Annotated in this window: 13 protein-coding genes; 6 read left to right on the top strand and 7 right to left on the bottom strand. The window is 44.1% G+C overall.

What is annotated here, in order from left to right:
• Positions 1-224 (bottom strand): DUF2887 domain-containing protein (locus O9332_RS07810; protein ID WP_045361769.1); only part of this gene is annotated, 224 nt, incomplete at its 3' end.
• 321 nt (positions 225-545) lie between these two features.
• Positions 546-1,049, bottom strand: a complete 504-nt coding sequence (locus O9332_RS07805) for a DUF29 domain-containing protein (protein WP_002761445.1) — start codon at positions 1,047-1,049, stop codon at positions 546-548.
• Positions 1,050-1,196: 147 nt separating this feature from the next.
• On the opposite strand from O9332_RS07805, the gene purL reads away from it, so the two are divergent.
• Complete coding sequence (gene purL / locus O9332_RS07800; RefSeq protein ID WP_288024729.1) at positions 1,197-3,467, top strand: phosphoribosylformylglycinamidine synthase subunit PurL; 2,271 nt, start codon at positions 1,197-1,199, stop codon at positions 3,465-3,467.
• Between the two features lie 261 nt (positions 3,468-3,728).
• A complete protein-coding gene (gene purF / locus O9332_RS07795) occupies positions 3,729-5,192 on the top strand; it encodes an amidophosphoribosyltransferase (protein WP_002761447.1) in 1,464 nt (487 codons plus the stop codon).
• Between the two features lie 315 nt (positions 5,193-5,507).
• Here purF and O9332_RS07790 read toward each other — a convergent pair whose 3' ends face one another.
• Together O9332_RS07790 and aroA are read right to left on the bottom strand one after the other, a co-directional pair.
• Positions 5,508-7,223: an ABC transporter ATP-binding protein gene (locus O9332_RS07790; RefSeq protein ID WP_002761448.1), complete on the bottom strand. Its 1,716-nt coding sequence runs from the start codon at positions 7,221-7,223 to the stop codon at positions 5,508-5,510.
• Between the two features lie 195 nt (positions 7,224-7,418).
• On the bottom strand, positions 7,419-8,759 hold the full coding sequence (aroA, locus tag O9332_RS07785; RefSeq protein WP_002761449.1) for a 3-phosphoshikimate 1-carboxyvinyltransferase: 1,341 nt from the start codon (positions 8,757-8,759) through the stop codon (positions 7,419-7,421).
• A 59-nt stretch (positions 8,760-8,818) separates the two neighbouring features.
• Here aroA and O9332_RS07780 point away from each other — a divergent pair, with 59 nt between their 5' ends.
• From O9332_RS07780 to O9332_RS07770, 3 genes are read left to right on the top strand one after another with little or no spacing between them, the layout of a single operon-like run.
• On the top strand, positions 8,819-9,094 hold the full coding sequence (locus O9332_RS07780) for a hypothetical protein (RefSeq protein ID WP_002761450.1): 276 nt from the start codon (positions 8,819-8,821) through the stop codon (positions 9,092-9,094).
• Between the two features lie 3 nt (positions 9,095-9,097).
• Positions 9,098-9,445: a type II toxin-antitoxin system PemK/MazF family toxin gene (locus O9332_RS07775; RefSeq protein WP_159291329.1), complete on the top strand. Its 348-nt coding sequence runs from the start codon at positions 9,098-9,100 to the stop codon at positions 9,443-9,445.
• Positions 9,446-9,486: 41 nt separating this feature from the next.
• Positions 9,487-10,029 (top strand): peroxiredoxin, encoded by a 543-nt coding sequence (locus tag O9332_RS07770; protein ID WP_002761451.1) that lies wholly within the window; start codon positions 9,487-9,489, stop codon positions 10,027-10,029.
• Between the two features lie 140 nt (positions 10,030-10,169).
• Here the strand turns inward: O9332_RS07770 and O9332_RS07765 are convergent, their stop codons facing one another.
• Together O9332_RS07765 and O9332_RS07760 are read right to left on the bottom strand one after the other, a co-directional pair.
• Positions 10,170-11,345: a polysaccharide pyruvyl transferase family protein gene (locus O9332_RS07765; RefSeq protein ID WP_288024722.1), complete on the bottom strand. Its 1,176-nt coding sequence runs from the start codon at positions 11,343-11,345 to the stop codon at positions 10,170-10,172.
• A gap of 219 nt (positions 11,346-11,564) precedes the next feature.
• Positions 11,565-12,422, bottom strand: coding sequence for a glycosyltransferase family protein (locus tag O9332_RS07760; protein WP_288024719.1), 858 nt, complete (start codon positions 12,420-12,422; stop codon positions 11,565-11,567).
• A 911-nt stretch (positions 12,423-13,333) separates the two neighbouring features.
• Here O9332_RS07760 and O9332_RS07755 point away from each other — a divergent pair.
• Positions 13,334-14,674, top strand: coding sequence for an AAA-like domain-containing protein (locus O9332_RS07755; RefSeq protein ID WP_002761457.1), 1,341 nt, complete (start codon positions 13,334-13,336; stop codon positions 14,672-14,674).
• On the opposite strand, the gene O9332_RS07750 is transcribed toward O9332_RS07755, so the two are convergent.
• Positions 14,627-14,770, bottom strand: a complete 144-nt coding sequence (locus O9332_RS07750; protein WP_196219858.1) for a hypothetical protein — start codon at positions 14,768-14,770, stop codon at positions 14,627-14,629. The genes O9332_RS07755 and O9332_RS07750 overlap by 48 nt on opposite strands.
• Positions 14,771-14,819: the final 49 nt, after the last annotated feature.

Raw genomic sequence — 14,819 nt, 5'->3', positions numbered from 1 at the left:
CGGGAATAAAACCTATTATCTTTCTGAAATTGTACTTCTAGGAAATAGATAGGCTGATTGGGTGTATCAGGCAAAAAGACTCCATCGAGACGAAAGGACAATTGTTTAACTTCCACCGAGGAGAATTGATAAGAATTGGCGGTTTCGGGGGGAAGGTTCAACAAATCAAAGAAACAAGCGGGAAATCTTTGTAAGAGTTGATAGAAAATACTGTCAGTTTTCACGCAATTAAACTCAAAAAGATGCCTCTAGTTTAGCAGAAGTTTTTTGTTTTTTGTTTTTTAATTTTAAAAGGCTACCTCAACGAAACTTCACCGGGTTTCGGGTTCCTCAATTATATCCAATACCTCCTGCTCAACCAATCTAGAACGGAGAAGTTCTAACCCATCTTGGTCTGCTAATTCGATAATCTCGACAAGATAACGTCGCACCTGTTCAACAGTTGCCGGTTGCCATTGACGCAGTTTAATTGGCGATTTCTAGTTCTTGAATCAGGGCATCCATATTTCAGTTTTGAAAGCCAATATTATCAGGATAACATGGGTCTAAGTAAAAGGAAAATCGTCGAAGTAATGATCGATATCAATCGGGAACCATTCCCCATCTAATACCTGTTCGAGGGAGAAAGGAGGCTCTAGAGGAATCGCGTCGCGAGTGACTGCTTTCGCTTGTATTAGGGTTTTTCGAGCGTTCGAGTAGGCTTTTTGAAAATAATCCCGCGCGTGGTTGGTGAGAGTAGTAGTTTCTAGCCACTCTCCTAGTTGAGTTCGGAAACTGGCGATTTCTCCTACCCAGTGACAGACGTTTCGTTCTCGCTCCCGTTCCGATTTGTGATAAGCTAACTTAAACAGGTGTTCGATAAGCTGGGTTAATAAACTCTCTACAGCCCGTCTGTCACTTTTCCCCATGCACTCCACTTCCTCAATCAGATTTTCCCAGTCCACCTCATCAAACTTTTTTAGCTTTAAAAGTTCGGCGGTTTTTGAAGCCCAGAGAACAAAATCCTGATCGTATAAGGCTTTCATTGATAAAGCTGTTTCTACTGCCATAGTTTCGTTCCAACTGATGATAAAACTATGTCTTTAGCTTAACTTTACTAGCGCAAACCTTTTAACTTTTTTGTCTTTTACTAAGCAGTATAACTCGATCTCAACAGACGTTATACAATAAATCTTGTCCCTCGATCGCATTGTCCCATGACTACCCCCTTCACTGCCGCAGAAATTGCCTCAGAAGGCATCAAACCCGAAGAATACGAAGAAATAGTCAAAAGACTGGGAAGACACCCCAACAAAGCCGAATTAGGAATGTTTGGCGTGATGTGGTCGGAACACTGCTGTTATAAAAACTCCCGGCCGCTGCTCAAACAATTCCCCACCACCGGCGAAAAAATTCTCGTCGGTCCGGGGGAAAATGCCGGAGTAGTGGATTTAGGCGATGGATTGCGATTAGCCTTTAAAATCGAGTCCCATAATCATCCTTCTGCGGTGGAACCCGTACAAGGTGCCGCTACCGGAGTCGGAGGCATCCTGCGGGATATTTTTACCATGGGGGCCCGGCCCATTGCTATCCTCAACTCCCTCCGTTTTGGTAACTTGGAAGATGCCCGCAATCGTCGCATTTTTGCCGGAGTCGTGGAGGGAATAAGTCATTATGGCAATAGTGTCGGCGTTGCCACGGTGGGCGGTGAGATATACTTTGATAATGCCTACAATGGCAATCCCCTCGTTAATGCCATGGCTTTAGGGCTAATGGAAACCGAGGAAATCGTCAAATCTGGGGCAAAAGGTCTAGGAAACCCAGTTTTATACGTTGGTTCTACCACCGGCCGCGACGGTATGGGAGGGGCGAGTTTTGCCAGCGCCGAATTAACCGATAAATCTATGGATGACCGGCCCGCGGTGCAAGTGGGCGACCCTTTTCTGGAAAAATCCCTGATAGAAGCTTGTTTAGAGGCATTTAAGACCGGCGCGGTGGTGGCGGCCCAGGATATGGGGGCCGCTGGGATCACCTGTTCTACTTCCGAGATGGCGGCCAAGGGAGGGGTGGGAATTGAATTAGACCTCGATAAAATCCCCGTCCGGGAAACCGGGATGGTTCCCTACGAATATCTGCTGTCGGAATCCCAAGAAAGAATGTTATTTGTGGCAGCATCGGGACGAGAAGGCGAATTAATCGAGATTTTCCATCGTTGGGGACTTCAGGCTGTGGTCGCCGGCCAGGTAATTGCAGAACCGATCGTCCGTATATTATTTAAAGGGGAAATTGCCGCCGAAATTCCTGCCACGGCCCTAGCGGATAATACTCCGATTTATCATCGGGAATTACTGGCAGAACCGCCAGAATACGCCCAAAAAGCTCAATTATGGCAAGATAGCACGATTCCTATTCCCGAATCCTATAACGAGATTTTATTAAAACTGCTTGATAGTCCCTCGATTGCCTCAAAACGCTGGGTTTATCGTCAATATGACCATCAAGTCCAGAATAACACCGTTATTCTTCCCGGAGGAGCCGATGCGGCCGTGATTCGCGTGCGTCCTCTGGGTGCTAATCCCGCAAATTCTCGGCGAGGTGTAGCGGCGACTACAGATTGTAATCCGCGATACGTTTATCTTGATCCCTATAACGGAGCTAAGTTGGCCGTGGCGGAAGCGGCCAGAAACCTTAGCTGTGTTGGTGCTGACCCCATTGCTGTCACGGATAATCTCAATTTCGGAAGTCCAGAGAATTCAATCGGTTATTGGCAATTAGCCACTGCTTGTCAGGGTATTGCTGAAGCTTGTCGGGAAATGAATACACCGGTGACTGGGGGTAATGTCTCTTTGTACAACGAAACCGTTGACGCAGCTGGCAGCCCCCAGTCTATTTATCCGACTCCCGTGATTGGTATGGTGGGATTAGTGCCGGATATAGGGCAAATTTGCGGCCAAGGTTGGCAAAAAGCGGGGGATTTAATCTATCTTTTGGGTTTCTCTTTGCCAACTATCGGCGCTTCCGAATATTTAGCCGTTATTCACGGTTTGGTGACGGGAAAACCGCCGGTAATTGATTTTGAATTAGAAAGAAAGGTACAAGCGGCCTGTCGTCGAGGAATCCGCGCCGGTTGGGTGAAATCTGCCCACGATTGCGCGGAGGGAGGTTTAGCCACTGCTCTGGCAGAATGCTGTATTAGTGGCCAATTAGGGGCGGAAATTGACCTTTCTTGGCAAAATCAAGGCCGTTTTGACGCGGTGTTATTCGGAGAATTAGCTAGTTGCATTATTGTCTCCGTTTCCTCCGAAAATCGGCAAGATTGGGAAGAATACCTAAAGACACAATTAGGAGACTATTGGCAAATAACCGGCAAAGTTAGCGAAAAAAGCGAGAATCTTCGGATTTTTGACTGGAATAAACAACCGGCGATCGATGTTAGTCTAGAAACTATACAGCAAGTTTGGTCAAAAGCGATCGAAAGAAGGCTTTAGGGAAGGAGTCAGGAGACAGGAGACAGGAGACAGGAGACAGGAGTCAGTCCCGATGAAAAAATTTTCACCACCAGAGATGAAAGAGGTTTCCTTCCCTACACCCCACACCCTACACCCTCTTTCTAGTCAGGAGTCGGAAACTTAACCCGGATAACTGATAACTGTTCCCCACCCCTCAAATCCCGATAAATAAGGTGTTAAAAAGAGATTAAGATAAGTTAAGATTTTGTCTCAAAAGTAGCCCCAAGCCCCCACCATCCCATGTCTAGCCATCCCGACTCATCCCTATCCCTGAACCGCGTCGATAAGCCTGAAGAAGCCTGTGGAGTTTTTGGACTCTATGCCCCCGAGGAAGAAGTAGCAAAACTGACCTATTTTGGACTCTATGCCCTGCAACACCGAGGACAGGAATCGGCAGGTATTGCCACCTACGACGGGGAAACGGTGCATTGTTACAAAGAAATGGGCTTAGTTTCCCAAGTTTTTAGCGAAACTGTCCTTAAAACCTTGCCCGGTACTCACGCCGTCGGTCATACTCGTTACTCTACCACCGGTTCTAGCCGTCGGGCCAATGCCCAACCTGCTGTGATCGAAACCCGTTTAGGTAAACTTTCCCTAGCACATAATGGCAATTTAGTCAATACTTTTGAGTTAAGAAATGTATTGGAAAAGCGCGGTTGTGATCTCGTCACCACCACCGACTCGGAAATGATCGCCGTCGCTATCGGCCAGGAAGTGGATAGTGGCAAGGATTGGATACAAGCGGCGATCGATGCCTTTAGCTATTGTAGCGGGGCTTACAGCCTTGTTATCGGCACACCGACGGGAATTATCGGGGCGCGGGATCCCAATGGTGTCAGACCCTTAGTAATTGGGGTTTTGCAAGAAGAAGGCAATCCCCCCCGTTATGTTTTAGCTTCGGAAACCTGCGGATTAGATATTATCGGGGCCGATTATCTGCGGGATGTGCAGCCGGGGGAATTAGTTTGGATTAGTGAAGATGGCTTATCTTCGGTGGATTGGGCCATGAAACCGGAGAAAAAATTATGCGTTTTCGAGATGATTTATTTTGCCCGTCCCGATAGCATTGTCCACGAGGAATCTTTATATACTTATCGGGTACGTTTGGGGGAACAATTAGCCAAAGAGTCGCCAGTAGAAGCAGATATGGTGATGGGAGTTCCCGATTCGGGTATTCCGGCTGCGATCGGATTTTCGCGCATTTCTGATATTCCCTACGCGGAAGGATTGATTAAAAATCGTTATGTGGGACGGACTTTTATTCAACCAACCCAACACATGAGAGAGTCGGGGATTAAGATGAAATTGAATCCTTTAAAGGATGTTTTACAGGGAAAAAGAGTTATTATTGTTGATGATTCGATCGTGCGGGGAACCACTAGCCGGAAATTAGTTAAAGCTTTACGCGATGCCGGAGCAAGAGAAGTTCACATGAGAATATCTTCTCCTCCGGTGACTCATCCTTGTTTTTATGGCATTGATACGGACAACCAAGAGCAATTAATTGCGGCAACTAAATCGGTGGCGCAAATTCAGGCACAAATCGGGGTGGATAGTTTAGCTTATCTTAGTCACGATGCAATGTTAATAGCAACGAAGGAAGACCCGAAAACCTTCTGTACTGCCTGTTTTAATGGTGATTATCCGATTCCTGTACCCGATAATGTTAAGCGATCGAAGTTGATCTTAGAAAAAGTTAAATAGGGGTTGCTGAATAAATATAAAAACCTTGCTGGGTAAGACTTTTAGACTTTTTATCAATCAAAAAGTACCAGAGATGGGAGTGATCGGGGGGAAAATTCAGGGACTTTTTCCCTGAAAATTAGGTAATTGACCAGGTGAAAATCGGTAAAACCCTACACCCCACACCCCACACCCTGCCCCCACCAACAAACTTTTTCAGCAGACCCTAGGTAATTGACCAGGTGAAAATCGGTAAAACCCTACACCCCACACCCCACACCCCACACCCTGTCCCCACGAATAACTTTTTGCCGCAAACCCTAAATAACCTCACGGCTAAATCCTCTGAAAACAATCGGCAATTTCTTGGGGAGTTAAAAGAGAATTGGGATAACCGGAAAGTTGTCCTAATTTTTGTGCTAATAAAACTGCTTGGGGTGGAGTTAGATAGGTTTTGGCTAAGAGATCGGTTTGATGATAAGCTTGCCGGATTGGGGCATCTAAAAGAATAGTTCCTTGACCCATAATAATTACTCTTTCGGCGTATTCTGGCATTAAATAGAGGTGATGGGTGATCACAATCACGGTTTTGCCCATCTGGTGTAATTGACGACTCACCTCTAAAATTGCCTTAGCTCCTTGGTAATCTTGGCCGGTGGTCGGTTCATCAAACACAACTATACGCGGTTCCATGGCTAAAATTGCCGCAATCACTACCCGCGCTCGATCGCCTTTCGGTAAGGAGAGAGGATGATAGGATCGATATTCTAGCAATCCCATGGCTTCTAGACTTGCTTCCGTGCGTTGGATAACGATTTCTGGAGAATAACCGAGATTAGTCAGGGCAAATGATACTTCTTTCTCCACAGTGGTGTTAAAAATCTGATTATCGGGATTTTGGGCTACATAACCGATCGAACGAGCTAAATCACTAACAGAAAAGCTAGTGATCGAACGTCCGTCAATCATAACTTGACCGGTGGTCGCCGAGAGAAGATTGAGAAAATGCTTGACTAAAGTGCTTTTTCCCGCGCCATTTTGACCGATAATCAGCAGATATTCCCCTTCGGCAATATCGAGGGACACATCCCGCAAAGCGGTAGTACCATCGGGATAGGTATGGCAGAGATTTTTTACCCTCAGTATGGGGTTTAAGGGGTCAGAAACCGACGATAAGGGAGGGGTTGGGGTTCTATGATGATAAAAGGATTTAAGCTCGTTTAAACGGGCAAAACCGCGGTCGAGGGTGACAGGAATGGACTCGACCGCCCCGATTTTCTGCTCGATCAAAGCAAAAGTAGTGGCCACTTGCGGAGGACGCAGGGCATTTTCCTGTAAACGTTGTACTTGGGAGTAGATCTCTGCTGGGGTTCCCATGGCTTCGATCGCACCTTCCCTTAATAGTACCAGGCGATCGGCATATTCGGCCATTTCCTCGGCCGCGTGGGAGACCATCACAATAGTGACACCGAGATGGCGATTTAATTCCTTAATGGTGGCGAAAACTTCCTGGGATCCCACCGGATCCAGTTGGGAGGTGGGTTCATCGAGAATTAACAAAGCGGGCTGAACTGCGAGGGCAGCGGCGATCGCTAATCGTTGTTTTTGTCCTCCCGATAGTTCCCCCGGCGATTTTTTTTCCATTCCCTCTAACCGGACTGCCGCTAAAACTTTGGGAATGCGCGCTTTAATTTCCTCTCGCGGTAGCCGTAAATTTTCTAGGGTAAAAGCGATTTCATTTTCTATCGAAGTGGCTAAAAGTTGCGTTTCGGGATCTTCAAATACTGCCCCCACATAGCGGGCCAAGGTGCTAACGGGATGGGTTAAAGTATCTAAACCGGCTACCGTTGCATAACCAAAAAAACGCCCTCCGTAGAATTGGGGGACAATACCGTTAAGAGTTAAACAGAGAGTAGTTTTCCCCGCACCTGTGGGCCCGATAATACCTAAAAATTCTCCTCGATGAATTGCTAAAGAGATATTTTTAAGCACTAGATTGGAGGATTCGGGATAAATATAGGAAACTTTCTCTAATTGGGCGATGATTTCCATTATCGGTGGGGAAGAGAAGACGGGAGTGGGGTAGATAGGGAGATATTTTTCAGGGAAATTTGAATGAGGGACGCTTCTATTTTCCGCTATTTCGATCGATGAACTCGATTATCACACAGGCGGCCTACTACTCTATGATTTATCCTGCAATTTTACCAGTTACCGCTCGCCCGTTCGCAGAAAAACTTAATATTTCTACTCTTGACAAATTTGCTGTAAGGTGGTCACAAAATCGGGGTAGGAAATGCCGGCCGCTTCAGCGCGATGGATAGTGGTGGGTTGACGGCAATTGAGGGCAGCGATCGCTAGACTCATAGCAATGCGATGATCGGTAAAACTGTCCACTTCCGTGCCGAATAGGCCTGTACCGCCGGTAATCTCTAAACCATCGGGTAATTCCGTTACTTTTGCCCCTAGGCGATCGAGTTGGGTGGCCATCACCGTCAGGCGATCGCTTTCCTTCACCCGTAATTCCTCGGCATCCTTGATAATTGTCGTTCCTTGGGCAAAAACCGCCGCTACTGCCAAAATCGGAATTTCATCGATCAGACGGGGTATAATCTCACCAGCGATCATGGTTGCCTGTAGTTGACTGGATTTCACCCGCAGATCCGCCACCGGTTCCCCCGTCACCACCCGTTGATTTTCGAGGGTGATATCTGCCCCCATTGCCTGTAAAACCTGTAAAACTCCGGTTCTAGTCGGGTTTATTCCCACATTTTCGATTAATAACTCGGAATTAGGCACGATTGCTCCCGCTACCAACCAAAAAGCCGCCGAACTGATATCCCCCGGTACAATCACCGTTTGTCCAGTTAAAGTGGGATAACCCGTCACCGTGACGCTATTAGTCTCCCCATCCACCTCAATATTTGCCCCAAAAGCGCGCAGCATCCGTTCACTGTGATCGCGAGATAAAGCGGGTTCCGTGATTGTGGTTTTCCCCTCCGTTAACAGTCCTGCGAGGAGAAGACAGGATTTCACCTGTGCAGAAGCGACGGGAGAATAGTAGTGGATCGGTTGCAGAGATTCCCCAGAAACGGCTAAAGGAGCCAAAGAATTGGCTTTTCTGCCCCAAATTTGCGCCCCCATTTCTTTGAGGGGTTTCACCACCCTGGACATGGGACGCGATCGCAGGGAAGCATCACCGGTAACGACAAAAAAACGGTCTTGATGACCAGCCAATAATCCTAACATTAAGCGGATCGTCGTGCCGGAATTGCCCGCGTCGAGGATTTCTAAGGGTTCCTCAAGATTGCCTAAACCCCTACCTTTGACGATCACTTTCTCGCTGTTGAGTTGGGAAATTTCCACACCCATGGCACGAAAACAACTAGCGGTACTGCGGGGATCTTCGCCCAATAATAACCCATGAATAACGGTTTCTCCTTCGGCGATCGCTCCTAACATCAGGGAACGATGGGATATAGATTTATCGCCTGGGATGGTGATTTTTCCCCGTAATCCCGTGATTTTGGCTGGATCGATGACTAAATCTTGATGGGATTGAAGGGGGTTAAGGGTGACAATAGACATGATCTTTAGGCAGATGAAGACAAGCTCGATCTATTTTCCCCCTTTACCTCGTCCTTTCCTTGTCAAGTTATGTAAAGAATATTAAGCTAGAAGCATTCGGTCATCAGTTTTTTGTCATGCCCACTACTGCCCAAGAAGTTTATAATCAAGTGGTTTGCCACTTATCATCTGGGGAACGTTTGCGATTGGCCACAATCATTCTCAATGAACTTGTCGGACAACAACAACCATCGCTAGATCAAAGTGATACCTGGACTGAGGAGGATCAGATCGATCTTGTCAATTTTTCCCTAAACTATGCGGCCAAAACTTTCTCTGATGTGGAGGGGGGTTAATTGGTGACGTTTTCCACTGGAGATGTGGTGACAGTTGATTTTCCCGGTGTGACAGGAATTAAGCGCCGTCCTGCTGTGGTTTTGTCATCAGAGACTTACCACTCTCTTCGACCTGATGTAATAGTTGGACTGATCACAACTCAGTCAAAAGTTCTAGGAATTACTGATTATGCGCTTCAGGATTGGGTCTCGGCCGGGTTACGGGTCGCTTCGATATTTCGTTGTTTTATCGTAACTTTGCCACCATCTGCAAATTTAGCTGTGATTGGACATTTATCAGAGCGTGACTGGCAGGGAATCAAGGCTCGTGTTAGAATTTCCCTCGCAAGTTTAGATGAAACAAAACCATAGAGGCAAGTCGCCTCATCTAACCCACCCGACAACTTAAATTTATGTCTCGTCGTCAACTGTTGAGTTTTTTAAGCGTAGTAATTCTGGCATTTTTTGCCCTTATTCCCGATGCTAACGCTTTAGGTGGTTCCCAACCCCCTTTAAATCAACCGGCACCCGATTTTAGCCTACCGACTAACAAGGGAGAAGGAAATATTTCCCTATCGGACTATCGGGGTAAATGGGTAGTTTTGTATTTTTATCCCAAGGATTTTACCCCAGGCTGTACCCTAGAAGCGCGGCGTTTTCAACAGGATTTGCCGAAATATATGGCTAAAAATACGCAAGTTTTAGGGGTAAGTGCCGATGATGTCGATTCTCATGCGGAATTTTGTGACTCGGAGGGGTTAAAATTTCCCTTACTGGCAGATACTACCGGAGATGTTAGTAAAGCCTATGGTTCTTGGATGGGTTATGTTTCCCTGCGCCATACCTATCTTATCGATCCGCAGGGGATTTTAAAAGAGATTTATTTAGGGGTAAATCCTGCCATTCACAGTGCCGAAGTTTTAGCACGTTTAGAGGAATTACAGGCGAGTTCTTGATTTTGACAAGCAAGAATGCCGATGGAGGGGTTTTTACTCCAAAGGCATCTCTAATTTAGCAGTCAAAGTTATTGGTCAAGCAGTTAAGATTGGGTAATATAATCATCATTAACCAATCGGACTTAATGTCTTACTGATTATCAGCTTTGAAAGACTTCTTTTAGAGTCTCTCGACAAATATCACCGTTTTTTTGGAAAGCTAGGCTGATTTTTTCTTTGATTATTGCCTGACGATTAAGTAGTTCGGGTAAACTATCTAGTTCATTAGTTCCCTGGGCAATATCTAAGATAATTTCTTGCAGTCCTGCATCAGAAAAGATACCATTAATTCTTTTTTCTTTGGCTCGATTAACAATAGCAATCGGCAAAGAACCACAAAACATTGCAAACATCAAAACGTGCAAACGATTGCTACACACCATCGATGCCCCAGAATACAAATCATACATAGAGCGACTGTCTATATATCTTTCTATAAAGATCACATCGTACTCATTTTGATAACGTTCAAACAGATATTTGGAAAATTTATAGTCTGAATCAACTTGATAGCTAATAACTAATTTATTTTGGCTATCTCCACAGGTCATTTTAACCAGTTTATCTAAAGCTATCAAAAGATTAGTTTTATAGCCAGAACTATCAAACTCTCTGAAGCCAGATCTAAAACTTAACACAATATAATTTTGAGCAATTTTTATGGGTTCCTCATTAGAGTTAGGAACTTGCAGCAAAAATTGTGAATTTTCCTTGACATATTTTTTGGGCAACAGCCAGGCTAAGTCAGGGAATATTTTTACCTTATCTATTCCTATTTTTAGAGCATAATCTTTGGATAAAGTATCTCTAACACTATAAAAGTGCATAGGGATAGAACGCAATTTCTCAGCTACTTGGAGAGGTTGTGACAAGGACTCAATTGAAGTCCCAAATCGACAAATTTTTACTTTAAATATGGCTAATATATTATAGTATAAGGAAGCTAACCACATCTTAAGCTCTAACTTAAATCCTCGTCCATAGAAATGGCCAGGACGCAAAATTAAATAAACATTAGCCCGATCCTTAAATAAATATTTTAAGCTGTAAAACCAGATTAAAAGACTAAAACCGATTGGATATGAACTAGCTCTCTCCTCATCTTTCATCTCTAACTGCTTACAGTACCATTCAGGAACTTGCAAATCATTAATAATCAGCTTTCCGTACTGTCTTAATTCCGAAACGAGAATTTTAGTTAATACTAAATCTCCCTGATTTCCATGGGGAACTCTCGCTTGGCAGAAAATGATATTATCTCTGAGAGAATGTTGCATAGTCTAGATGTCCTTTATTTTTACAAAAACAGCTTGCAAGAAAATCGACTTAGACCTAGTAAATCTGCCAAAATTTGCTTGATTAAAAAACGGATAGTCAGCAAGTTCATGAGAAGATAACTTAACTAGGTCTTGACCGTTGATGGATTGTAACATTATTTTAAATCAACGACAACATTAATATTCATCAAATCTTAACAATTGCTTCGGCATAATTTTTCATAAGCGCCATGTTAAATGTCTAAAAATAGCGAAACTGAGAAAACGGCATGAGTAGTTATTACGGCGAAGTGTAGCCAGACGCAGATATTTACCGGCAAGTAATCTCCCAATGCCTTTAATTCTTGCTTGTAAACGTTCCCACCAAAAAGCCAGCCAAGGACTCTTTTTTCCTTGGGTATAAATTGGCAAAAAAGCTAAGGAACCATAAAGTACATCTGCTCTATGAGCTTTGCTTAAATTATTGCGGTAATGTTCCAGATTGGGCAAACCACCATGTTCTCCGTAACAGCGAAAGGGAAGATAATTTTTAAGTTTTTGTTCTCTTAACAAATCATCAATCGTAGAATCCCAGGAAGAATAGGATTTCGGTCCTGGATTTTGCCTAATTTTTTCTTCTAATGTTATCAGAACTTTTGCCGCTTCTGGGGTAACAATATAAGCAACGGTAGAGGCAGAAAATCCAGTGGCAAAACCTTCGGGTGATACATAATAAACTTGGGGAGCGCAAGTATATAGCCAAGCAATACCCACATCTTTTTTACTAGGATTAAATGGTAAAGGAAGTTGACTGATGCCCACCACGGGAACAAAATCAGCTTCGATAATTAAAGTCGGTTTATTTTCCTGAATAATACGTTGCCATGCTTGACAATGATTAAGAAGACAAAGGTAGCTATTGGAATAACCCTTATATTCTTCTAGGTGTTTTTGTCTGAGAACTTCGCAATTAAATCCCTCTTCCCGAAAGCAGGATTCTAGTGCCTCTGTTGGCTCTTTATAGGCGATGATAAAAACTTGCTTAACGTAATCAATCAACGAATTAGATTGGGATGTTGCTTGGGTTACAGTAACCATCATTTTACTAAATACAATTGTTCTATTTATACTGCGTAAACCGAAATATTCCCACCTTAAGTTAATTAGTCAAGTCGGTTGACTACTAACTACTACCTAAAAAAGCTAGAGTGGGGTTATTTTGAGCAAGCTGTTGCTGTAGTCAAAGTTTACATCATTTTGAACTGTTGTCGGCCCCGCCCAGAGTATATATGATAGTGGAAAGCTGATCTAGTCTCTAGATCACTCCCAGTGAAAACTTCCACAAGACAAGGGTTAGGATTATTATTCGGCGGTCGTTCGGGAAAACAGGAGGCATCTATCAATTCTGCTGGATAAATTGTGCAAGCTTTTGATTATACCAAAAATCTTCACAAATATGCGCTTATACCCTTCTATACCGATAAAAATGGCTGTTGGCATTCAGAAGTCACCCCTAGGCGAATTTTAACCTCTGGACAATCCCTAGCTATTGAGAGCAAGATAAAAGTCAATCTTTGACAATTTCCTCTAATTTACCTGGTTTAACCCTAATTTTGATGATTAAGATAAAAAAAATCCCGACCACGATTTTTTCATCGGTGGGGGATATAGACTAACAACCTTAACCGAGATAATCAGGACTAATTGCAATTATCGTCCTTATCACCCTTACAGTCACGGTTTTGTAAAATTAGCGGCGAAGAGGAACGGTCAAAATGGTTATCTTGACTATTAACCGCTAAAGTGTGAGGAAGAAAACCTAACAGCAAGGAGACCACAACAAACAAGGTTAACGAGATTTTCATGGTTTTACTCCCTTAGACACCATCAGGTAATTGACCTATTTTTACCATAGGGCCTTTCTTCTCGGATGTCAGTCCCATTGCCAAGAGGGAAAAAGGGGTTAACATGGAAAAAAAGGGAATATAAGTAGAATAAAGTAGAACCGGATGAAACCACAGGGATGGGACGAGTTTCTCAAACATCTAGCTAGAGAATACGGTGTTCAAGGCAAATTAAAGGAAATTTTTTTGGTTCGTTTTGCCTACGAAAATTGGCGCAAACCAGATGAGGGAATTTGGGAAATGGCCGAGGCTGCCAGCCATGAAACCTATAAAAAACAGATGACTAAAATCTATAGCTATTTCTCGGAAGATAAAGATAATGGCTGTCCCGAACTCGAATTAGGTAGTAAAGGGCCGGGTAAGTTCCAAATCCTCCGAGAATGGTTCAAAGATATCAAATATCCTCAATGGAAAAATCACCCCACCCCGATACTAGCAGAAAAATCAGTTATAGATACTTATATTAGCCGCCCTCCCGTCGAAAGCGACTGTTATCAAGAAATTAATCGTCCGGGGTCACTCATTCGCATTAAATCCCCCGAAAAGACTGGCAAAACTTCTCTCCTTAAACATCTGCTCGCTCAGGCAGATAGTTGGGGACATAGCACAGTTTATATTAATTGTCAAGTGGCAGAAAAGGCGATGTTTGCCAGTTTAGACCGATTTTGTCGCTGGTTTTCGGCAAATGTCAGCCGAGAATTGGGTTTAAAGCCTCAATTAGATGAATATTGGGATGAGGAACTATTTGGCAGTTTAATCAGTTGTCAAACCTATTTTCAGTCCTATCTTTTGGAACAGATTAACGGCCCTGTTTTTTTGGCCCTAGATAATTTAGACAGAATTTTCGAGTATCCCGACATCGCTAGGGATTTTTTGCCGCTTTTGCGCTGTTGGCACGAAGAAGCTAATAATTTAGAAATCTGGCAGAATTTGCGGTTAGCGATTGCTAATTCCACGGAAATCTATATTCAATTGGACGCTAATCAATCTCCCTTTAATGTCGGTCGCGCGATTAAATTACCCGGTTTTAGCCTCGAACAACTGGAAAACTTGGCTAGTAGCTACGGATTGCCTAAAAATGACGATAATCAGCGTTTTATCGGGGATTTAATCGCTCTAGTCGCTGGTCATCCCTATCTTAGCCGTTTGGCCCTGGAAGCGCGGGTGCGCGGGGAAAAAAATATTCTCCCTAATGCTGCTACCCAAGGGGGAATTTATGCGGCACACCTGCGTCATCACTGGGATAGTCTGCAAAAACAGCCGGAATTATTGACAGGGATGGGGGAAGTGGTTAATTCTTCCGATAAGGGAGCGCGATTAGAACCGATTACTGCCTATAAACTGGAAAGTATGGGTTTAATTCAGTTAAAAGGCGATCTAGCCCAGCCTAGCTGTCAATTATATCAGCTTTACTTCCGAGAGGAACAGACCGGCAGCGATCTCTAGTGGATAATTAGGGTCTGCTGAAAAAGTTTTTCCTGGTGGCAGGGTGTGGGGTGTAGGGTGTAGGGTGTGGGGTTTTACCGATTTTGAGGGGGTCAATTACCTAATTTTCAGGGAAAAAGTACCTGAATTTTCCCCCCAATCACTC

The sequence above is a fragment of the Microcystis sp. LE19-10.1B genome, from assembly GCF_027530565.1.
In the GTDB taxonomy this organism is placed as follows: domain Bacteria; phylum Cyanobacteriota; class Cyanobacteriia; order Cyanobacteriales; family Microcystaceae; genus Microcystis; species Microcystis aeruginosa.
Note: the sequence above shows the minus strand (reverse complement) of the source record. Positions and strands in the feature narration are given on the sequence as shown.

Excerpts from the sequence above, each read along its gene's own strand:
- O9332_RS07805 (WP_002761445.1), bottom strand. The coding sequence starts at position 1,049 with ATGGCAGTAGAAACAGCTTTATCAATGAAAGCCTTATACGATCAGGAT.
- purL (WP_288024729.1), top strand. The coding sequence starts at position 1,197 with ATGACTACCCCCTTCACTGCCGCAGAAATTGCCTCAGAAGGCATCAAA.
- purF (WP_002761447.1), top strand. The coding sequence starts at position 3,729 with ATGTCTAGCCATCCCGACTCATCCCTATCCCTGAACCGCGTCGATAAG.
- O9332_RS07790 (WP_002761448.1), bottom strand. The coding sequence starts at position 7,223 with ATGGAAATCATCGCCCAATTAGAGAAAGTTTCCTATATTTATCCCGAA.
- aroA (WP_002761449.1), bottom strand. The coding sequence starts at position 8,759 with ATGTCTATTGTCACCCTTAACCCCCTTCAATCCCATCAAGATTTAGTC.
- O9332_RS07770 (WP_002761451.1), top strand. The coding sequence starts at position 9,487 with ATGTCTCGTCGTCAACTGTTGAGTTTTTTAAGCGTAGTAATTCTGGCA.
- O9332_RS07765 (WP_288024722.1), bottom strand. The coding sequence starts at position 11,345 with ATGCAACATTCTCTCAGAGATAATATCATTTTCTGCCAAGCGAGAGTT.
- O9332_RS07760 (WP_288024719.1), bottom strand. The coding sequence starts at position 12,422 with ATGGTTACTGTAACCCAAGCAACATCCCAATCTAATTCGTTGATTGAT.
- O9332_RS07755 (WP_002761457.1), top strand. The coding sequence starts at position 13,334 with ATGAAACCACAGGGATGGGACGAGTTTCTCAAACATCTAGCTAGAGAA.